This is a genomic window from Haliea sp. (assembly GCF_041395985.1).
In the GTDB taxonomy this organism is placed as follows: domain Bacteria; phylum Pseudomonadota; class Gammaproteobacteria; order Pseudomonadales; family Halieaceae; genus Haliea.
This window is the reverse complement of record NZ_JAWKZJ010000006.1, coordinates 70375-91272: the sequence shown is the minus strand read 5'-3', so window position 1 is coordinate 91272 and position 20898 is coordinate 70375. Positions and strand designations below refer to the sequence as shown.

The 20898-nt window shown below is 63.8% G+C and carries 18 protein-coding genes; 4 read left to right on the top strand and 14 right to left on the bottom strand.

What is annotated here, in order from left to right; translation table 11 throughout:
• Positions 1-13 precede the first annotated feature (13 nt).
• On the bottom strand, positions 14-1591 hold the full coding sequence (gene guaA / locus R3E49_RS12210; protein WP_371295320.1) for a glutamine-hydrolyzing GMP synthase: 1578 nt from the start codon (positions 1589-1591) through the stop codon (positions 14-16).
• Between the two features lie 13 nt (positions 1592-1604).
• Positions 1605-3074 carry an IMP dehydrogenase gene (gene guaB / locus R3E49_RS12205; protein ID WP_290739986.1) on the bottom strand — a complete coding sequence of 490 codons (1470 nt, stop codon included), beginning with the start codon at positions 3072-3074 and terminating at the stop codon, positions 1605-1607.
• A gap of 77 nt (positions 3075-3151) precedes the next feature.
• Between guaB and xseA the strand changes: the two genes are divergently transcribed.
• A complete protein-coding gene (gene xseA / locus R3E49_RS12200; protein ID WP_371295319.1) occupies positions 3152-4510 on the top strand; it encodes an exodeoxyribonuclease VII large subunit in 1359 nt (452 codons plus the stop codon).
• 11 nt (positions 4511-4521) lie between these two features.
• Here the strand turns inward: xseA and R3E49_RS12195 are convergent, their stop codons facing one another.
• Entirely contained in the window at positions 4522-5169 is a 648-nt protein-coding gene (locus R3E49_RS12195) for a Crp/Fnr family transcriptional regulator (protein ID WP_290739980.1), read from the bottom strand.
• A 213-nt stretch (positions 5170-5382) separates the two neighbouring features.
• Between R3E49_RS12195 and R3E49_RS12190 the strand changes: the two genes are divergently transcribed.
• Genes R3E49_RS12190 through R3E49_RS12180 form a run of 3 tightly spaced genes read left to right on the top strand, consistent with a single transcriptional unit; the run spans position 5383 to position 8724 of the window.
• Positions 5383-6825 carry a response regulator gene (locus R3E49_RS12190; protein WP_371295318.1) on the top strand — a complete coding sequence of 481 codons (1443 nt, stop codon included), beginning with the start codon at positions 5383-5385 and terminating at the stop codon, positions 6823-6825.
• The gene (locus R3E49_RS12185) at positions 6818-7192 is read left to right on the top strand and encodes a response regulator (protein WP_371295317.1); all 375 of its coding nucleotides are present in this window, start codon (positions 6818-6820) and stop codon (positions 7190-7192) included. The genes R3E49_RS12190 and R3E49_RS12185 overlap by 8 nt, the downstream gene beginning before the upstream one ends.
• Positions 7189-8724, top strand: coding sequence for an ATP-binding protein (locus tag R3E49_RS12180; protein WP_371295316.1), 1536 nt, complete (start codon positions 7189-7191; stop codon positions 8722-8724). The genes R3E49_RS12185 and R3E49_RS12180 overlap by 4 nt, the downstream gene beginning before the upstream one ends.
• On the opposite strand, the gene R3E49_RS12175 is transcribed toward R3E49_RS12180, so the two are convergent.
• The 11 genes from R3E49_RS12175 to trmD form a co-directional block, all read right to left on the bottom strand.
• Positions 8672-9286: a hypothetical protein gene (locus R3E49_RS12175; RefSeq protein WP_371295315.1), complete on the bottom strand. Its 615-nt coding sequence runs from the start codon at positions 9284-9286 to the stop codon at positions 8672-8674. The two genes, R3E49_RS12180 and R3E49_RS12175, sit on opposite strands and share 53 nt — an antisense overlap.
• A gap of 92 nt (positions 9287-9378) precedes the next feature.
• Positions 9379-10875 carry a lysine--tRNA ligase gene (gene lysS, locus R3E49_RS12170; RefSeq protein WP_371295314.1) on the bottom strand — a complete coding sequence of 499 codons (1497 nt, stop codon included), beginning with the start codon at positions 10873-10875 and terminating at the stop codon, positions 9379-9381.
• A gap of 8 nt (positions 10876-10883) precedes the next feature.
• A protein-coding gene (prfB, locus tag R3E49_RS12165; RefSeq protein WP_371295313.1) for a peptide chain release factor 2 occupies positions 10884-11982 on the bottom strand; the annotation gives its coding sequence in 2 pieces (ribosomal slippage) (positions 10884-11906 and positions 11908-11982; 1098 coding nt in all).
• Between the two features lie 80 nt (positions 11983-12062).
• Positions 12063-13805, bottom strand: coding sequence for a single-stranded-DNA-specific exonuclease RecJ (gene recJ, locus R3E49_RS12160; protein ID WP_371295312.1), 1743 nt, complete (start codon positions 13803-13805; stop codon positions 12063-12065).
• Positions 13806-13816: 11 nt separating this feature from the next.
• Positions 13817-15214 (bottom strand): threonine synthase, encoded by a 1398-nt coding sequence (gene thrC / locus R3E49_RS12155; protein ID WP_290739954.1) that lies wholly within the window; start codon positions 15212-15214, stop codon positions 13817-13819.
• 11 nt (positions 15215-15225) lie between these two features.
• Positions 15226-16563 (bottom strand): homoserine dehydrogenase, encoded by a 1338-nt coding sequence (locus R3E49_RS12150; RefSeq protein ID WP_371295311.1) that lies wholly within the window; start codon positions 16561-16563, stop codon positions 15226-15228.
• Between the two features lie 3 nt (positions 16564-16566).
• Positions 16567-17763, bottom strand: a complete 1197-nt coding sequence (gene alaC / locus R3E49_RS12145) for an alanine transaminase (protein WP_371295310.1) — start codon at positions 17761-17763, stop codon at positions 16567-16569.
• A 122-nt stretch (positions 17764-17885) separates the two neighbouring features.
• On the bottom strand, positions 17886-18635 hold the full coding sequence (locus R3E49_RS12140) for a DsbC family protein (RefSeq protein ID WP_371295309.1): 750 nt from the start codon (positions 18633-18635) through the stop codon (positions 17886-17888).
• A 92-nt stretch (positions 18636-18727) separates the two neighbouring features.
• The gene (gene xerD / locus R3E49_RS12135; protein WP_371295308.1) at positions 18728-19633 is read right to left on the bottom strand and encodes a site-specific tyrosine recombinase XerD; all 906 of its coding nucleotides are present in this window, start codon (positions 19631-19633) and stop codon (positions 18728-18730) included.
• Between the two features lie 100 nt (positions 19634-19733).
• Complete coding sequence (gene rplS / locus R3E49_RS12130; protein WP_290739941.1) at positions 19734-20093, bottom strand: 50S ribosomal protein L19; 360 nt, start codon at positions 20091-20093, stop codon at positions 19734-19736.
• 45 nt (positions 20094-20138) lie between these two features.
• Positions 20139-20891, bottom strand: coding sequence for a tRNA (guanosine(37)-N1)-methyltransferase TrmD (gene trmD, locus R3E49_RS12125; protein WP_371295307.1), 753 nt, complete (start codon positions 20889-20891; stop codon positions 20139-20141).
• Between the last annotated feature and the right edge of the window lie 7 nt (positions 20892-20898).

The following is a 20898-nucleotide window of genomic DNA, read 5'->3' as shown; positions in this document are numbered from 1 at the left end:
CAGCCAGTGCCCGTCACTCCCACTCAATCGTCGCCGGCGGCTTGCTACTCACGTCATAGGTCACCCGGGACACACCCGAGATCTCATTGATAATCCGGTTGGACACCGTCTCCAACAATTCATAGGGCAAATGTGCCCAGCGCGCCGTCATGAAATCCACGGTTTCCACCGCGCGCAAGGCAATCACCCACTCATAGCGACGCCCATCGCCTACAACGCCGACAGACTTCACCGGCAGGAACACGGCGAAGGCCTGGCTGGTCTTGTGGTACCAGTCCGCGCGATGCAGTTCCTCAATGAAAATGGCATCGGCGCGGCGCAGCAGCTCCGCGTACTCCTTTTTCACTTCACCGAGAATCCGCACCCCCAGGCCGGGGCCGGGGAACGGGTGGCGGTAGACCATGTCGTAGGGCAGGCCCAGCTCCAGGCCGATGCGGCGCACCTCGTCCTTGAACAGTTCGCGCAGCGGTTCAACCAGCTCCATCGCCATGTCGTCGGGTAGGCCGCCCACATTGTGGTGTGACTTGATCACATGCGCCTTGCCGGTTTTGGCACCGGCTGATTCGATCACATCGGGGTAGATGGTGCCCTGGGCCAGCCAGTGCACATCGCGCAGTTTGGTGGCTTCGGCGTCGAACACCTCGATGAAGGTGTTGCCGATGATCTTGCGTTTGGCCTCTGGGTCCGCCTCGCCGGCCAGCTTGCCGAGGAACAGGTCCTCCGCGTTGACCCGGATGACTTTCACGCCCATGTTGCGCGCGAACATCTCCATGACCTGGTCACCTTCGTTCAGGCGCAGCAGGCCGTTGTCGACGAAGACGCAGGTGAGCTGGTCACCAATGGCGCGGTGCAACAGCGCCGCCACCACCGAGGAATCCACACCGCCGGACAGCCCGAGCAGCACCTTGCCGCTGCCCACGGTGTCCCGCACCCGGGCGATCGCATCTTCCACGATATTCGCCGGCGTCCACAGGGCTTCGCAGCCGCACAGTTCCAGCACAAAATGCTCGAAGATGCGCTTGCCCTGCAGGGTGTGAGTCACCTCGGGGTGAAACTGAATGCCGTAGAAGGGCTTGCTGCGGTGCGCCATGCCGGCAATCGGGCAGCTGTCAGTGGCTGCCACGAGCTCGAATTCCGGCGGCAGTTCGACCACCTTGTCGCCGTGACTCATCCACACGTCCAGCAGGCTGTTCCCCGCGCTGTCGAAATGGTCGCGGATATCGTGGAACAGGCCGGTGTTGGTCACCAGGCGAATCTGTGCGTAACCGAATTCGCTGGTGGGGGATGCACTGACCTGGCCGCCAAACTGCTCGGCCATGGTCTGCATGCCGTAACAGATGCCCAGCACCGGCACCCCCAGCTCGAACACGCAGGCGGGCGCACGCGGTGAGCCGGGGGCCGGCACCGATTCCGGACCGCCAGACAGGATCACGCCACTGGGGGCAAACGCGCGGATCTCGCTCTCACTCATGTCGAAGGCGCGAATCTCGCTGTACACGCCCACCTCCCGCACCCGGCGCGCAATCAGCTGGGTGTACTGGGAACCGAAATCCAGAATGAGGATCCGGCTGGCGTGAATATCTGCTGTCATTGCGGTCTGGCCTTTAGCGCACGGGGTAATTGGGCGCTTCCTTGGTGATGGAGACATCGTGTACGTGGCTTTCGGACATGCCGGCCGAGGTGACGCGGACAAATTCCGGGCGGGTACGCATGTCGTGAATGGTCAGGCTGCCGGTGTAACCCATGGCCGAGCGGACACCGCCCATCAGCTGGTGAATGATGGCTGAAACGGGGCCTTTGTAGGGCACGCGCCCCTCAATACCTTCGGGCACCAGTTTCTCCGCACCCTTGCCGGCATCCTGGAAATAGCGGTCGGAGGAGCCCTGTGTGCGCGACATGGCGCCCAGGGAGCCCATGCCGCGGTAGGCCTTGTAGGTGCGCCCCTGATACAGCTCCACCTCGCCCGGCGCTTCCTCGGTGCCCGCAAACATGCCGCCCATCATCACCGAGTGGGCACCCGCCACCAGCGCCTTGGCGATATCCCCGGAAAAGCGGATGCCGCCGTCGGCGATTACCGGTACGTCGCGCTCAGCCAGCGCCGCGACCACGTTGGAGATGGCAGTGATCTGTGGCACGCCCGTGCCGGTCACAACCCGCGTTGTACAGATAGACCCGGGGCCGATGCCGACCTTGACACCATCTGCGCCGGCCTCGGCAAGGGCCAGCGCCGCTGCAGCGGTGGCAATGTTCCCGCCGATCACCTGCACGGACGGGTAATCCGCCTTGATCTGCCGCACCCGTTCAATCACGTTGCGCGAGTGACCGTGCGCGGTGTCCACGACCAGCACATCCACACCCGCGCGGATCAGGGCCGCAACCCGGTCTGCGGTGTCCGGGCTGGTGCCTACCGAAGCGCCGACGCGCAGCTGGCCGTAGGAATCCTTGCAGGCCATGGGGAAGCTCTCGGCCTTGTCGAAATCCTTGACCGTGATCATGCCACGCAGTTCGAACTTGTCGTTTACCACGAGGATCTTCTCGATGCGGTGCTGGTGCAGCAAGCGCTGCACCTGCTCGGAGCTGGCCCCTTCGCGCACCGTTACCAGCTTGTCTTTCGGCGTCATCAGCTCCGAGACGGACTTGGTCGGGTCGGATTCGAACCGGGTATCCCGACGCGTGACGATACCCACCAGGTCCTTGCCGTTGAGCACCGGCACACCGGAGAAGCCATGGGCATTGGTGAGTTCACGCAGCTCGGCCAGGGAGGCGTTCTGCTGAATGGTGATAGGGTCCTTGACCACACCACTCTCGAACTTCTTCACCCGGCGCACCTGCTCCGCCTGCTCCGCAATGGTCATGCTCTTGTGGATGATGCCAATGCCGCCCTCCTGGGCCAGCGCAATGGCGAGGCGCGCCTCGGTCACGGTGTCCATGGCCGCCGACACCAGCGGAATGTTCAGCTCGATGCCGCGGGTGAGACGGGTACGCAGCGACACATCACTGGGAATAACGTCGGAGTACCCGGGCAGCAGCAGTACGTCATCGAACGTGAGGGCTTCCTGGGCGATACGCAACATGGGAGGTCTCCGGCTGGCAGGTGGCAGCTAAACGTGCAATTATAAATCTTCTGGCCACTACAGGTAAACCAAAGTCCGTGCTGCAACACCCCACGTCCGGTAACCCGCCCACACTCACCGTCGGCCAGCTGAACCGGGAAGCACGGCGCCTGCTGGAGAGCCATTTCGACTACATCTGGGTGGAAGGCGAGGTGAGCAATTTCGCGGCCCCCTCCTCCGGTCACTGGTACTTCTCCCTCAAGGACAGCGGCGCCCAGGTGCGCTGCGCCATGTTCCGCAATCGCAACCAGCATATGCGGGTGACGCCGGTCAACGGCATGGCCATCCGGTTGCGCTGTCGCGTATCGCTGTATGAGGGTCGCGGAGAGTTCCAACTGATCGTGGAGCACCTGGAGCACGCGGGTGCCGGCGCGCTGCAGGCCGCGTTTGAGCGGCTGCGGGACAAGCTACAGGCCGAGGGCCTGTTCGCGCCGGAGCGCAAGCGTGCGCTGCCCGCAGAGGTGCGCACCCTCGGGGTCATCACGTCCCCCACGGGCGCGGCCATTCACGATGTGCTGACCGTGTTGCAGAGGCGCTGCCCCGCCATGCGGGTTTTCCTGCTGCCGGTAGCCGTGCAGGGCGAGGCGGCTGCGGGTGAAATCAGCGCCGCCATCGCGCGCGCCAACCGCTGGCAGGCGGCGGGGGACGTGCAATTTGACGCCCTGCTGGTCACCCGCGGCGGCGGCTCCCTGGAGGATCTGTGGGCATTCAATGAGGAGGTTGTGGCGCGGGCGATTGTCGCCAGCGCCCTACCCGTCGTCAGCGCGGTCGGCCACGAAGTGGACATCAGCATTGCCGACATGGTCGCCGACCAGCGCGCGGCGACGCCTTCTGCCGCAGCCGAGTTGCTCAGCCCGGACCAGCGCGAGCACGCCGCACTGCTGCTCAGGCTGGAACACACCCTGGCCGGCCGTATGCGCCAGCGTCTGGAACGTGCCGGGCGCGACCTGCATTATCTGCGGCAACGTCTGCGCCACCCCGGGCAACTGCTGCGCGAGCAGGCACAGCGGCTGGATGAGTTGGAACAGCGCCTGCTCCGCGCCCAGCGCGCCCAACTGCGCGAGCAGCGAGGCGCACTGGCGCTGCTGGAGAACCGGCTGCGATCCCGCGCGCCCGACACTCGCGTGCGCGCGCTGCAGGCTGCGGTCGGCCAGTTGGAGCAGCGCCTGCAGCGCGGGATGCAGCAGCAGCTGCGCGGCGCGAATTCGCAGCTCGCGCACCTGTCGCAGTTACTGGATTCAGTCAGCCCCCTCGCTACCCTGAGCCGGGGCTACAGTATTCTGCGCGACGCACAGGGCGCCGTGGTGCGCGACGCCGCAGACGTGGCATGCGGGGACACACTGGAAGCCCGACTGGCCCGGGGAGAATTGCGGCTGCAGGTACTGGGGACCCAATAGCCCCCGGGAGGTCAGTACTTGGCGGGGAGCCGGGTGTTGATGATGATGTGGCGGCCCTCGAAGCGGATATATTCACCGATGGTGAGATCCTTCAGTATCCGCGCCACCATTTCCCGCGAGGCGCCCACGCGGTCCGCGATGTCCTGTTGGGTGAGCTTCTCCGGGATGAACAGGGTGCCATCACCGCGCTCTTCGGAGAGATCCATCAGCACGTTGGCAACGCGACCGTACACGTCCTGCAGTGCCAGGCTTTTGACATCGGCGGTAAGCTTGCGCACCCGCTGGGCCAGGTTACTGATCAGCTTGCGGGCAATACTCGGGTGCTCGTCCAGCACACGATTGAAATCCTCCTTGAAAATGATGCAGAAGGAGCACTTCTCTACCGTGCGCACAGAGGCAGAGCGGAGGGAGTCATCCAGTAACGCCAGCTCACCGAAATAGTCGCCGGGCCCCTGGGTGTTCATGATGAACTCTTTGCCGTTCTTGTCGCTACAGTAGACCTTGACCTTTCCGCTCTCGATCACGAACAGAGAATCCGCCGGATCATTTTCGTGGATCACGACCGTATTCTTGGGGAACGAACGGCTGGTACTGCTGCTCGCCAGTGCGTCCAGTTCCTCTCGCGAGAGCCCCTGAAATATTTCTACCTGCTGCAACATGCTTGTTATTCCTGCCTCATGCAAAGTCTGTCCCTGAAGCCATGCCCACATACTACCTCAAGTGCCACAGCAAAACACACCTGTCAGGGGAATTACCACCCGCCACACGGCAACGCCACCCGTGTTCTTATATAACGAATGAAACTCCGATTTCCACAGTAATCCGTGCATCGCTATACTGCAGGCCACTATGCGACCCGGAACCCACACCACGTGAGTCACGACAGCACCAGCCTGCCCGACCTCTGGAGCCACATTCTGCGCGGCGCCGTCACCGACCTGCGCGCACTGGCCAGCGGGCGCGGCGAGCATCTACCGGCCTCCGCCATGGAGGACCTGCAGCGCATCTTCAGCCTCGCTGCGACGCTGGATCAGCAGCTCGCCGCCGCCAGTAACCATCATGACCTGATGAACACCATCACCGGCATCCGTGGCTATGCCGAAATGCTGCAAGAGGATATCGGTTCGCAGCAGCCCGACCTCGCTGACAGCCTGGCGCGGCTGCTGAAAGCGACAGAAAGCGCCGCCACGGGTACCGTCAATCGCAGCTCGGCAAGCCGGAGCACCACGGTCGCCGCTGAACCGGGGTTTATCCTCGCGGTGGACGACCTGGCCGAAAACCGGGAGCTGGTGGCGCGCTACCTGTCCCGTTCCGGGCACCTAGTGGTTACCGCGGCCAGCGGTGCCGAGGCCCTGCGCGCGCTGGCAGAGTCTGACGTGGATGTGGTGTTGCTGGACCTGATGATGCCCGACATGGACGGCCGCGAGGTACTGCGCCGCATCAAAGCCAATCCGGACTGGCGTGCCACACCGGTGATTGTGATCTCCGGCAGTCAGGACATGGACGGCATCATCGCCTGCATTGAGGCGGGCGCCGATGACTACCTGTTCAAGCCCTTCAACCCAGTGTTGCTGCAGGCGCGGATCAAGGCCGGCATCGAGCGCAAGCGCTGGCACGACCGGGAAGAGCAGTATCGACAGCAGCTGGAGCGCAACGAAAAGTTCATCCGTGCCACCTTCGGCCGCTACCTGTCTGATGAAATTGTCACCGACATCCTGGAGCGCCCGGAAGGGCTCGAGCTTGGCGGGGACCTGCGCGAAGTCACCATCATGATGTCGGATATCCGCGGCTTCACCAGCCTCAGCGAGCATCTGGCCCCCGCTGAAGTGGTCGCCATGCTGAACCGTTATCTTGGCACCATGACCGACATCATCATGGCGCACAATGGCACTATCGATGAATTCATTGGAGACGCAATCCTCGCCGTATTCGGTGCGCCGCAGCGTCGCGACGACGACGCCGACCGGGCGGTGCGCTGTGCGCTGGCCATGCAGGCGGCGATGGACGGCATCAACGCAGACAATACCGCCGCCGGTCTGCCGGCGCTCGCCACCGGCATCGCCCTCAACACCGGGTCCGTCATTGCCGGCAACATCGGCTCGGAACGGCGCAGCAAATACGGCTTCGTCGGCCATCCGATGAATGTGACTTCGCGGATAGAGGACCACTGCCTGGGTGGGGAAATACTGATTTCAGAGAGTACCGTCAACAAACTGACCGGGCACTACCGACTGAGCAACCGCCGCGAACTGGATGCCCGCGGGCTCGACCAGACCGTCGTGGTGCACCGTATCGAGGAGCAAACCGATGGCTGAGCAACCCACCATTCTGCTGGTGGAGGACAACGCGATCAATTGCGAGATGCTGGCCAGGCGCCTCACGCGAGCGGGCTTTCGGGTGGTGACTGCAGCAGACGGCGAACAGGCGCTGCAAAAGATGGCCAGCGAGGGGCCGGCACTGGTGCTAATGGACATGAACCTGCCCGTGCTGGACGGCTGGAGCGCCTGCCGTGCGGCCCGCCAGGACCCCCAGCTCAGGGGCGTCCCGATAATCGCTCTCACCGCACACGCCATGGAAGCGGACCGACAGAGCGCACTGGCCGCCGGCTGCGACGACTACGCCACCAAGCCCATCGACTTTCCCGGGCTGCTGGCGAAAATCCAGCGGTTGTTGCCCGCGTGAGCCTGCGCCGCCGCCTTACCCTGTCGCTGTGCACCATCCTTGTGCTGTTTTCGATCAACGTCGGCACCCACTTCTGGGGCAGCTACGCGCGCCAGGAAAGTATGCTGGCGTATCGCAGCTCGGTCACCGCCGCGCAGTTGTCCACGGATGCGGCACAATTGCTGGAAAACCAGCGCCAGCAGATCCTGGTGCTGGAAACCCTGCGTGAAACCACGGGCGACATGCTGGACGGTGACGAGCTGGCGGATGCGGAAGCCGACATCGCAAGCATCGACAGCAAGCTCACCGAACTCGGCGCACTGACCAGCGAGGTCACCCGCCCGCAGTACGAGAGGCTGCAACAGGCGAGCCGCTACCTGCTGGACAGCTGGCTGGCGTTCTACCGCAATTTCAACGACCCCGACTTCGACAGTGACATTGATGACCCCCTGCCCTTTGTGGAGACGCTGGAGCACCTGCGCCAGCTGGAGCAGCGCCAGGCCTTCATCGCCGCCCAGCGCTCGACCATCATCGACCGGACCATCGCGCTTACCGACCGCATCACCGTCATCGGCTTTGTCGCCACCATTTTCCTCACCGCGTTGCTGGGCTTCTATCTGCTGCGTTACACCAAGCGCTCGTTGAAACGGCTCAAGCGCGGCACCGAGCGCATCGGCATGGGCGACCTCGACTACCGTATTGCCGACTTCGACGACCGCGGCGAACTGGGCGACCTCGCCAAGGCCTTCAACGACATGTCGGACAAGATGCGCCGCGCTATCGAGGATGTACGCCGTGCCAAGGACGACGCAGACGACGCCAACGCGGCCAAGAGCCGGTTCCTCGCCAATGTCAGTCACGAACTGCGCACGCCGCTCAACGCCATCATCGGCTACAGCGAAATGCTGCAGGACGAACTGGAAGACCCCGGTGAAGTGGACCGCGAACAGTTCCGCGACGACCTGGAGAAGATCGTGCGTTCGGGACGCCAGCTGCTGGCCCTGATCAACGACATTCTGGACCTGTCGAAGATTGAAACCGGCAAGATGACCCTGCACCTGGAAACCTTCGCCGCTGGCGACATCCTGCAGCAGGTGTGTGACGCCATGACCCCCATGCTGCGCGAGCGCAACAACCAGCTATACCGGCCCGACTGGTCGCAGCTGCCACCGCTGTACGCCGATGCAACGCGCTTCCGGCAGATTTTTCTCAACCTGCTCAGCAACGCCTGCAAGTTCACCCGGGATGGAGAGGTGCACCTGACGGCGGCGTGTTATCAGAAGGACGGCGCAGACTGGCTGCGCTGCACGGTGCGCGATACCGGAATCGGTATGGATGCAGCCCAGCAGGCGCGCATCTTCGATGCCTTTGTGCAGGCAGAGAATGCCATCAGCGCCAACTACGGTGGCACCGGCCTCGGTCTGGCAATCTGCCGCGAGTACTGCACGCTGATGGGTGGCCACATCAGCGTCCGCAGCACACCCGGGGCCGGTTCCGAGTTTACGGTTGAACTGCCCGTGAAGGTCCGAGAGTCAGCTCCCGCAAGCGCTTGATCGCCTCCTCGCGCTTTTGCAGATCTTCCCGCAGGGTGGCATTGCTGCTCTCGAGGTCGGAGATGTGCCGGTTCAGGAGGGCAAAGGCCGCCAGGGAGTCCCGCATCAGCAGTGCCGTGGGATGCACCTGCATCTCATCGGTAAACTGTGCCACCAGACGGCGGAAGGTGGCTTCCGCCGCATCGTGGTCGTAGAACGGGCTGTCGGGCAACATGCCCAGATAGGCGATCGCGATATCCGCCTCCCACTGCGCCGCAGGCTCCAGCTCGAGGCGCTTGTAGCGCTGGAAATGCTGCAGGGCTGCCACCGCGTCACCCTCGCTCAGGGCGCGATAGCCGCGCTCCAGAAAGGTGTAGTCGCGGCTCGCCGGCTTGCTCGCGCAATCACAGCCGGACTGGGACGGCAGGTTCAAGGTCAGCTGCGGTGCCTCCCGGACGGCGACGTCAGTCTCGGCAGGCGGAGCAGCCTGCGACGGTGCCTCCACCGACTCCGGGGAGACCGCGCAGGCAGATAACCCAAGCAGCGCACCGGCCAGCAGGAGTGGGGACAGGAAGGGGCTCACGGCAGTGTCCTCGGGCTGACTATCACCTGTTCAGTGTACCACCGGGGCATGGGCCTCCCCAAGGTAAACCCGACAACCGTCAGCGTCGGCACTCATTCAGGGCGCAGGTGCGGGAACAGCAGAACATCACGAATGGAGGGCGAATCCGTGAGCAGCATGACCAGCCGGTCGATGCCAATACCCTCGCCCGCCGTGGGCGGCATGCCGTATTCCAGCGCGCGGATATAGTCGGCATCGTAGTGCATCGCCTCCTCGTCGCCGGCATCTTTCTCCGCCACCTGCGCCCGAAAACGCTCTGCCTGGTCCTCGGCATCGTTCAGCTCGGAAAAGCCGTTGGCAAGCTCCCGGCCGCCGACGAAAAACTCAAAACGGTCTGTCACAAACGGGTCTGCGTCGCTGCGCCGCGCCAGGGGTGACACCTCGGTGGGATAGGCGGTGATGAAGGTCGGCTGATCCAGCCGGTGCTCCACGGTTTTCTCGAAGATTTCGATCTGCACCTTGCCCAGACCCCAACTGTCTTTCAGCGGTATCCCGAGCTCGGCGGCGATGGCGCGCGCGCCCTGCTCATCCGCCAGCGCATCGGCGCGCATGCCGGGGTTGTGGCTGAGAATGGCATCGAACACCGTCATACGGGTGAAAGGCCGCGAGAAATCATACTCCGAGCCCTGATAGGTCACGCGCGTGTCGCCCAGCACCGTTGCGGTGAGCTGGCGCAGCATGTCCTCGGTCAGGTCCATGGCATCACGATAATCCGCATAGGCCCAGTAGAATTCCAGCATGGTGAACTCGGGGTTATGCCGCGTGGACAAACCCTCGTTGCGGAAATTCCGATTGATCTCGTACACCTGTTCAAAGCCGCCGACCACCAGCCGCTTGAGATACAGCTCGGGAGCAATGCGCAGGTACATATCCAGGTCCAGCGCGTTGTGGTGCGTGACGAAAGGCTTCGCGGCCGCGCCGCCCGGGATCACCTGCATCATGGGAGTTTCCACCTCCATGAAGCCGCGTCCATCCATGTAGTCGCGAATAAAGCGCACAATGCGCGAGCGCAGGGTGAACACGGCGCGGGAGTCCGGGTTCACAATCAGGTCCACATAGCGCTGGCGGTAGCGCAACTCCTGATCCGACAGGCCATGGTATTTGTCTGGGAGGGGGCGCAGGGCCTTGGTCAGCAGACGGGCACTTTCCATATTGATGTACAGGTCGCCCTTGCCGGACTTGTGCAGCGGTCCCTCGGCGCAGACGATATCGCCAAGGTCCCAGCTCTTGATCTCGGCGAGTGTGTCCTCATCCAGCCCCTTGCGGTTGAGGTACAGCTGGATCTGGCCTGACCCGTCCTGGATCAGCAGGAACGCGCCGCGATTGCGGATCAAACGCCCGGCTACGGCAAAACGCTGGTTGTCCTCCTCGAGCTGCTGCTTGCTGCTGGCGCCGTATTCACGCTGCAGGTCGGCGGCCCACCCGGTGCGCCTGAAGTCGTTGGGGAAGGCGTTGCGCCTCGCTCGCAGCTGGCGGAGCTTGCCGCGCCGCTCGGCGACCAGCTTGTTTTCCTCTTCCGGGCCACGCGCGGCCTGATCCTGCTCTTTCATAAGTCGTCCTACAGCCCTTTCTTCAGTGAGGCTTCGATAAACAGGTCGATATCGCCGTCCAGCACCGCCTGCGTGTTGCTCGTTTCAACACCGGTGCGCAGGTCCTTGATCCGCGACTGGTCGAGCACATAGGAGCGGATCTGGCTGCCCCAGCCGATATCCGCCTTGCTGTCTTCCGTGGCCTGCTTCGCTTCGCTGCGTTTGAGCATCTCCAGCTCATACAGCTTGGCACGCAGCATTTTCATCGCCCGGTCGCGGTTCTGGTGCTGCGAGCGCTCGGTCTGGCAGGACACCACCACGCCACTGGGGTTGTGGGTAATCCGCACGGCGGAGTCGGTCTTGTTGACGTGCTGCCCGCCTGCCCCGCTGGAGCGATAGGTGTCGACGCGCAGGTCGGCGGGATTGATGTCGATTTCGATGTCATCGTCGATTTCCGGCGAGACGAACACCGACACGAAGGACGTGTGTCGACGGTTCCCGGAGTCGAACGGCGACTTGCGCACCAGCCGATGTACGCCAGTTTCGGTGCGCAGCCAGCCGAAGGCGTATTCGCCCTCGAAGTGGATGGTCGCGCTCTTGATACCGGCGACCTCCCCCGCAGACACTTCGATCAGGTCGGTCTTGAAGCCGCTGGCTTCACCCCAGCGCAGGTACATGCGCAGCAGCATTTCCGCCCAGTCCTGGGCTTCCGTGCCACCGGAGCCAGCCTGCACATCCAGGTAGGCGTTGTTCGGGTCCATCTCACCCGAAAACATACGCCGGAATTCCAGCTGCTCCAGCTGTTTCAGCAGCGCCTCGATATCCGCGCGCACCTCGGCCACCGTGCCCTCGTCATCCTCGACGGCTGCCAGCTCGAGCAGGTCGGCGGCGTCACCGGTGGCACCGTCCAGGTGTTCGATGGTGGAGACGATTTTTTCCAGTGCCGCGCGCTCCCGCCCCAGTTCCTGGGCCCGCTCCGGCTTGTCCCAGACGCTGGGCTCGGCAAGCTCCAGTTCTACTTCAGCGAGGCGTTCCTTGCGGGTATCGAAGTCAAAGATACCCCCTCAGCACGGCGGTGCGTGCCTCGATGTTCTTGAGGGTCTGTAACAGCGGATTGATCTCTAACATGACGCGCCTGTCCTGCGGGAAAAGGCGCGCAGTGTACCGTAGGGAACAAAAACAGGCCACCGGCGAGCCACAGGAGCCGCCTATACGGCCTCCAGCTGCTCGACGACAAGCTGCAGGCTGCGCCGTCCGCGAAACTCGTTCACATCCAGCCGATAGGCGGCGCGCACCCACTGCGCCTCGTCATCCGGCCAGCGCTCGAGATCCACGTTGAAGGCGATGGCGTCGAGCACCTCATGCGAGCCGGGCAGGCCGAGAACCAGCTTTAGGTGCTTCCCTGCCACCAACCGTTGCTGCACAAGGCGAAAGCGGCCATCGAACAGGGGCTCCGGGAAATGTTGCCCCCAGGGTCCGCCGAGACGCAGGGACTCGGCCAGCGCCAGATCAAAATCAGAGGGCGCGAGTTCGCCGTCCGACTCCAGCACCGCCTCCAGATCGAGGTCGCGGCCGTGCCGTTCCACTTCGGCGACGAAGGCTGTGGCAAAGGCCGCATAGTGTGCCCGCGGCAGGGTCAGGCCCGCGGCCATCGCATGGCCGCCGAACCGATTCAGCAGGCCGGGATGCCGCGTTGCCACTGCATCCAGTACATCCCGTACATGAATACCCTGAATGGAGCGCGCAGAACCCTTGAGCTCGTCGCTGTCGGGGCCGGCGTCGGCGAAGACCACGGTGGGCCGGTGCACACGCTCCTTGACCCGCGACGCCAGAATACCAATCACGCCCTGGTGCCAACCGGGCTCATACAGCGTGACGCCGGCAGGCACCTCGTCCGTGTCCGAGAGCGGCGCGAGCTGATCCAGCAAGGCCAGCGCTTCCTCCTGCATGCCGTGTTCAATACGGCGCCGCTCTTCGTTGAGGCGCTGCAGCCGGGCGGCGTAGTCCGCGGCGCGCTCGCGCCCGGGTGACAACAGGCATTCGATACCCACCGACATATCATCCAGCCGCCCTGCTGCATTCAATCGCGGCCCGACGGTGAAGCCGAGGTCCGACGCGACGGTGGTCGCGGGGTTGCGGCCTGCCACTTCCAACAGGGCAATCAGCCCCGGGCGGGCCAGGCCGCGGCGAATACGCTGCAGCCCCGCCGCAACCAGTATCCGGTTGTTGCGATCCAACGGGACAACGTCGGCCACCGTGCCCAGCGCCACCAGATCGAGGAATTCCGCCAGATTCGGTTCCTGCAGGGCGCGCTGGGCAAACCAGCCGCGGCGGCGCAGCTCAGCGCGCAGCGCGAGCATGACATAGAAAATCACCCCCACACCGGCCAGCGCCTTGCTGGCAAAGCCGCAGCCAGGCTGGTTGGGGTTGACGATCACCTCCGCCGCCGGCAGCGTCTCCCCCGCGAGGTGGTGGTCGGTGACCAGTGTGGCAATTCCCTGCGCGCGCGCGGCGCGTACACCGTCGATACTGGCGATGCCGTTGTCCACGGTGATGATCAGGTCCGGCTGGCGCCGGGCGGCCAGCGCGACAATTTCCGGCGTCAGTCCGTAGCCGTACTCGAAGCGATTGGGTACCAGGTAATCGACCTCTGCAGCGCCCATGGCACGCAATGCGCCCAGCGCCAGTGCGGTGCTGGTTGCACCATCGGCATCGAAGTCACCGATCACCAGCAGGCGCTGCCCGGTGGCCAGGGCATCTGCCAGCAGGCACGCTGCGGCATCCGCTCCGGTCAGGGTCTCGGGTGGCAGCAAGTCATGCAGGGATAATTGCAGGTCACGGGCGCTGCGCACGCCGCGGTTGGCATAGACCCGCGCCAGCAGGGGTGGCAGGCCGCCCGCCGCGAGTTCGGGGCTGGGCGCCAGGGCGCGGCGAACTACGCGTCGAATCACTCCGCCGGCGCTCAGGCGCCGAGGTGGTTCGCCATGAAGGCCTGCACGGCGGACAGTTCGCAGGGCAACACTTCAAAGCGCTCTGTACGATCAAACAGATCGGCCAGGTGCAGGGGCAGCGGTGGCTCACAGCCGACCACGGCACGCTGGATAGCCTGCGGAAACTTCGCCGGGTGCGCCGTTGCCAGGGTCACCACCGGAATGCCGTCGCCGATACCTGAGGCCAGGGCCGCTTTGACACCAATCGCGCTGTGCGGGTCCAGCAGGTATTCAGACTCCTGCCAGACGGCAGCAATCTGTGCACAGGTTTCCTCGTCGGGCACGCGGTAACTGGAGAACAGCTGCCGGGCGCGCTGCATCGCGGTGTCGGAGAAATGAATATCGCCCTTGTCGAAGTCACGCATCATGGCCGCCACGGCGGCGCCATCACGATCGTAGAGGTCAAAGAGCAGGCGCTCAAAATTGCTGGATACTGTGATATCCATGCTCGGTGAGAGTGTGTGCTCCAGCGACTGGCGGCCATAGGTGGCGGTGGTCATCACCCGGTGCAGAACGTCATTGCGGTTGGTGGCGATAATCAGCTGCGCAACGGGCAGGCCCATCTGGTGCGCCAGGTAACCGGCGAAAATATCGCCAAAGTTCCCGGTAGGCACGGAAAACGCCACAGGACGCGCGGGACCACCGAGCGCCAGGGCCGCATAGAAGTAGTACACGATCTGCGCCATGATCCGCGCCCAGTTGATCGAGTTGACGGCCACAAGGTGGCGGTCATCCGGCAGGAAGCTGCGGTCACCGAAGCTGGCCTTGACCATGGCCTGGCAGTCATCGAAGTTGCCCTGCACGGCGATGTTGTGGATGTTGTCCCCCACAACCGTGGTCATCTGCCGGCGCTGCACCTCCGACACGCGGTCGTGCGGATGCAGAATGAAGATGTCGATATTTTTGCAGCGCTTGCAGCCCTCAATGGCGGCAGAGCCCGTGTCGCCGGAGGTCGCACCCATGATGACCACTTTCTGGTGGCGGCGCTCCAGCACGTAATCCAGCAGGCGCCCCAGCAGCTGCAATGCAAAGTCCTTGAACGCAAGCGTCGGGCCATGGAACAGCTCCAGCACCCACTGGTTGTGGCCAATCTGCACCAGCGGCGCAACCGCGCCGTGGCGGAACACCGCATAGGTGTCAGCGATGAGGTCGCGCAGGTCGTCCCGGGGAATGCAGTCACCGACGAAGGGTTCGATGATGCGCTGGGCCAGCTGCGGGTAGTCCATACCCGCCATGGCGGCGATCTCCTGCTGGCTGAAGCGGGGCAGGCTCTCGGGTACGTACAGGCCGCCATCGGACGCCAGGCCGGTCAGCAGGACCTGCTCAAAGTTCAGTGCGGGGGCCTGGCCCCGGGTGCTGATGTACTGCATATCTGCTCCTGTTAGCCGTCCAGCGGCTCAACGCGGATTCTGACGACCTGGCCCTCGATGGTGTCCAGTGCCTCGATTTGCGCAACGGCCGCGTCGACCCGACCCTGGGCTGCGCGATTGGTCAGGACGATCAGCGGTACCGTCGTCTGCCCCGGCGCGGGCGCCTTCTGGATCAACGCCTCGATACTGATACCGTGGTCACTGAAAATGGTGGCAATACGCGACAGCACGCCGGTGCGATCCTCGGCCTCCATGCGCAGGTACCAGGGTGTCTCCACGTCGGCCATGGGCACAATGGGCAGATCGCGCAGGGCTTCATTCGAGAACGACAGGGAGGGCACCCGGCTGACCTGGCCTGCGCTCAGGTCCCGAGCCAGGTCAACCAGGTCGGCGACCACTGCAGATGCGGTGGGTTTGCCACCGGCGCCTGCACCGTAATACAGCGTCGGCCCGACGGCGCTGCCCTCGACCAGCACCGCGTTCTTCACGCCATTCACATTGGCCAGCAGGCGGTCTTCCGGAATCAGTGTCGGGTGCACACGCAACTCCACACCGCGCGGCCCCTGCTTGGCGATACCCAGATGCTTCACCCGGTACCCCAGTTCTTCGGCGTAGTCCAGGTCCTGAGGCGTGAGGCGCGTGATGCCCTCGGTGTACACCGAGGCAAACTGCAGGGGAATGCCGAAGGCGATGGATGCCAGAATCACCAGCTTGTGAGCCGCATCAATCCCTTCCACGTCGAAGGTCGGGTCGGCCTCCGCGTAGCCCAGGGCCTGCGCCTCCGCCAGCACGTCGGAAAACTCCCGACGGTGCTCACGCATTTCGCTGAGGATAAAGTTTCCGGTGCCGTTGATGATGCCCGCCAGCCATTCGATATGGTTCCCCGCCAGGCCCTCACGCAGGGCCTTGATGATCGGGATGCCACCCGCCACCGCCGCCTCATAGCGCACTGCCACATTGTGTTCCGCCGCCAGCGCAAACAACTCATTGCCGTGTTCCGCAATGAGCGCCTTGTTTGCCGTCACCACGTGCTTGCCGGCGAGGATGGCGGCCTCTACCAGCTCGCGGGCCACGGTGGTGCCACCAATCAGCTCCACCAGCACGTCGACCTCGGGGTCTGCCACAACGTCGAAAATGTCCCGGCTGACGCGCACGCCCGCGGTATTGCAGGCCGGGTTATCACGGCGCGCACCGATGTGCACGATGGCCAGCGGCGCCTGGGCGCGGGCCGCAATCGCCTCGGCATTTTCCCGCAGCAGGTTGAACGTCCCGCTGCCCACTGTCCCGAGGCCGCAGAGGCCAATTCTCACGGGTTGCACCACGTTCTCCCCTGTTGCTTCAGCTGTCATTGATCACGCTGCTCCCGTGTGGCCATCGGCGCGAAACATACGCTTGATATTGCGCAGTGCCTGCCGGGTGCGGTGCTCATTCTCGATCAGGCCAAAACGCACGTAGCCCTCGCCATATTCACCGAAGCCGACACCGGGTGACACCGCCACCTGCGCCTCCTGTAACAGCTTCTTGCTGAACTCCAGAGACCCCAGCGGCTGGTAGAACTCGGGGATACGCGCCCACACAAACATGGTCGCCCGCGGTGGCGTGACGGGCCAGCCCAGCGCATTCAGGCCGCCGCACAGCACATCGCGCCGCGCCTTGTACATGGCGTTGATTTCCTGCACACAGGTCTGGTCCCCCTCCAGGGCCGCGATGGCCGCGACCTGGATGGGTGTGAACATGCCGTAGTCGAGATAGGACTTCATACGCCCCAGCGCGCCGACCAGCTGCCGGTTGCCGCAGCAGAAGCCCACACGCCAGCCCGGCATGTTGTAGCTCTTGGACATGCTGAAGAACTCTACCGCCACTTCCCTCGCGCCCTCTACCTGCAGGATCGATGGGGCAACATAGCCGTCATAGCAGAGGTCGGCGTAGGCAAGGTCCTGCACTACCCATATCTGGTGTTCTCGGGCGACGGCGATGACCCGCTCGAAGAACTCCAGTTCCACCACCTGGCCGGTGGGGTTGGAGGGAAAACTCAACACCAGCATCTTGGGCCTGGGCCAGCTGTTGCGGATCGCGTTTTCCAGTTCATCAAAGAAGCTGCTTTCATCTCCCATCGGCACGTGACGGATGTCTGCGCCCGAGATCACAAAACCGTAGGGGTGAATAGGATACGCCGGGTTGGGCACCAGAATGGCGTCGCCGGGTCCGGTTGTGGCCAGTGCGAGGTGGGCCAGGCCTTCTTTCGAGCCCAGCGTGACAATCGCCTCGCTGTTCGGATCCAGAGTGACGTTGTAGCGCCGCTGGTACCAGTCGCAGATCGCCTTACGCAACCGGGGGATACCCTTGGACTGGGAGTAGCGGTGCGTGTCGCCGCGGCGCGCCGTCTCCACCAGCTTGTCAACAATATGCGACGGCGTGGGCTGGTCCGGGTTGCCCATACCGAAGTCAATAATGTCCTGGCCCGCCGCGCGCGCCTGCTGCTTCAGTTCACCGATAATATTGAATACATAAGGGGGCAGGCGCTGAATGCGCTGAAACTGGTCTTCCACGGCACTGGGACTCGGTTGGGCAAACCCCTGAGGGGCTGCAATCTAAAAAAAAGGTGGCAAACAGTACTGAGTCCATCCCGGCCTGTCAACGGAGCAGGCCGGCGAAACGCCGCGTCCGGGCGCTATTCCAGACCGAGGGTACCCATCAGCTCATCGGCGGGCTGGTAGCCCGGGATCATCTGGCCGGTGGCCGTGATAATGGCTGGCGTGCCACGCACGCCCATCGACTGCCCGAGCTGGTACTGATCAGCCACCGGCGAGCCCTGGCAGACGTTGTCCGCCATCGACTCGCCGTTCTTCAGGCGCGTCAGCGCATCGGCCCGATCGTCAGCACACCATGCGGTGGCCAGTTTACGGTAGCCCTCCGATGCCAGCCCGGAGCGCGGGTAGGCCAGATAGCGCACCTCCACACCGCGTTTGTTCAGTTCCGGCACCTCGCGATGCAGCTTCTGGCAGTAAAAGCAGGTGACGTCGGTAAAGACGGTGATGTGTGAACGCGCCTCGCCCTGCGCCGGGAAGATGATCATGTCGGCCGGTGACAGCCCGGCCAGTTGCTCGGCGCGCTGCCCGTCGCGACGTTTCTCCGCCAGATTGACGTAACCCGCGGGCCCCACCGTAAACAGGTCGCCGACAATGAAGAACTGGCCACTGCGATTGGCGTATACCAGCGGACCGTCAACCAGCTGCACTGCATACATTCCATCGATCTCACTGTGCTCAACCGTACTGACCTTGAGACCGTTGGCGGGACTTTCGAGCATCTTGCGCAGGGAGTCCACGATGTCCGCAGGCACCGGCTCTGCGGCCCTGACAGAAAAGACGGACCCGGTCAGCACGCAGGCCAGCACCAGGGACAGGACTCGGTTGATCATGAATATTCCTCGTTTACGGGCGGCCTGTGCCGCCGGGATTCGTGTTCTGCGGCAATTTGGAACGCAGGGCATGCGACAAGTTCCACCGGCCCTCAACCCCGCGGATGGTGGCGCGCGTGCAGCTCCTGCATGCGCTGCCGGGCAACGTGGGTGTAGATCTGGGTTGTCGTCAGGTCGCGGTGCCCAAGCAACATCTGCACCACGCGCAGGTCTGCGCCGTGGTTCAGCAGGTGCGTGGCGAACGCATGACGCAGCGTGTGCGGCGACAGCGGTTTATTGATTCCGGCGCGCAGCGCGTAGAGTTTAATACGATACCAGAACGCTTGGCGAGTCATCATGCTGCCGCGGCGGCTGGGAAATACCGCCTCGCTGGGTACACCCCTCAGCAGTTCCTGCCGGGGACCGGCAAAAAACCGCTGCAACCAGCTGAGCGCCTCTTCCCCCATTGGCACCAGACGTTCCTTGCTGCCTTTGCCAAACACGCGCACAACGCCCTGGTTCAGGCTCACCTGCACCAGCTGCAGGCCGGTAAGCTCGGACACCCGCAGGCCGCAGGCGTAGAGCAGCTCCAGCATGGCCCTGTCGCGAAACTCCAGCGCGTCTCCCGTATCCGGTGCCGCCAGCAGGCGCTCGACATCCTGCTCAGACAGGGATTTTGGCAGGGGGCGCCCCAGCTGCGGACTGTCGATATCGAGTGTCGGGTCTGCGTCAAGCCGCCCTTCGCGCAGCAGATAGCGGTAGAAACCACGGACGCAGGACATGAAACGCGCCGTCGAGCGCGGGGATTGCCCCTTGCCGAGGCGGGCCGCCAGATAGGCCTGCAGGTCGATGCGGTCCGCCTCCAGCAGCTTCGCCTGGCGGCCGGCAAGCCACAGCTGGTAGTGGCCCAGATCGCGGCGGTAGGCCTCGAGCGTGTTGCCGCTAAGGCCTTTCTCCATCCACAGGGCGTCGAGATACTGCTCGATGACGGGGTCTGTGGCATCAGTTTGCGTGGGCATGGGGGACTAGCCTAGCACCGTTTTACCACGCACAGAACTGCGGAAACCCGGCACACAAAAAAGCGGCCGCAGGGGCCGCTTCTGATAGCGAGCACCGGCCTTACTTGGCAGTGAGCTTTTCCTTGATGCGCGCCGCTTTACCAGACAGCTCACGCAGGTAGTAGAGCTTGGCCTGGCGCACGTCACCACGGCGCTTGACCGTCACGCTGTCGACCAGCGGGCTGTACGCCTGGAACGTACGTTCCACACCCACGCCGTGGGAGATCTTGCGCACGGTGAATGCCGAATTCAGGCCGCGGTTACGCTTGGCAATACACACGCCCTCGAACGCCTGCAGACGCTCACGGTTGCCTTCCTTGACTTTCACCTGCACCACCACCGTGTCACCGGGGCTGAACTCGGGCAGATCCTTTTGCATCTGTTCAGCATCAAGCTGAGAGATAATCTTGTTGGTGCTCATGGTGCGCTCCTGTCATTTAACGTGCGTAGCTTCACAGCTAGCGTATCAACTCAAATTCCGTTCCTGGCGATACAGTGCCAGCAATTCCTGTTCCTCGGCCGTCAGGGCCCTGCCCTCCAGCAGATCCGGGCGCCGCTCCAGCGTGCGACCCAGCGCCTGCTTGAGGCGCCAGCGGCGGATCTTCTCATGATCGCCGCTGAGCAATACGTCCGGTACTGCCTGCTCCCCATAGACTTCGGGGCGGGTGTAGTGCGGGCAATCCAGCAGGCCGTCTGCAAAGGAGTCTTCCTGTGCCGACAGTGCGTGCCCCAACACACCCGGCAGCTGCCGGATTACCGCGTCCATGACCACCATGGCCGCCAACTCACCGCCCGAGAGCACATAATCACCGATGGAAAGCTCTTCATCGACTTCGCGCTCTATCAGGCGTTCATCCACACCTTCGTAGCGGCCCGCCACCAGCACCAGCGCTCTTTCCTGCGCCAGACTGACCGCCTTGCGGTGATCAAACCTGCGTCCCTGCGGCGACAGGTAGATCACGCGGGCAGGCTCCGCTGCCTGCTCCCTGGCTGCGCGTATCGCCTGCTCCAGGGGTGCCACTTTCATCACCATGCCGGGACCACCGCCAAAAGGCCTGTCGTCCACCGTACGGTGGCGGTCGTCAGTGAAGTCCCGGGGGTTGCTGTGGCTGAGCCCCACCAGCCCCTGCTGCACCGCGCGCCCGGTAATACCGTGCTCGCTGACCGCACTGAACATGTCGGGGAACAGGCTCACCAAAGCAATGTGCATGTGCGCCATCCGCCCC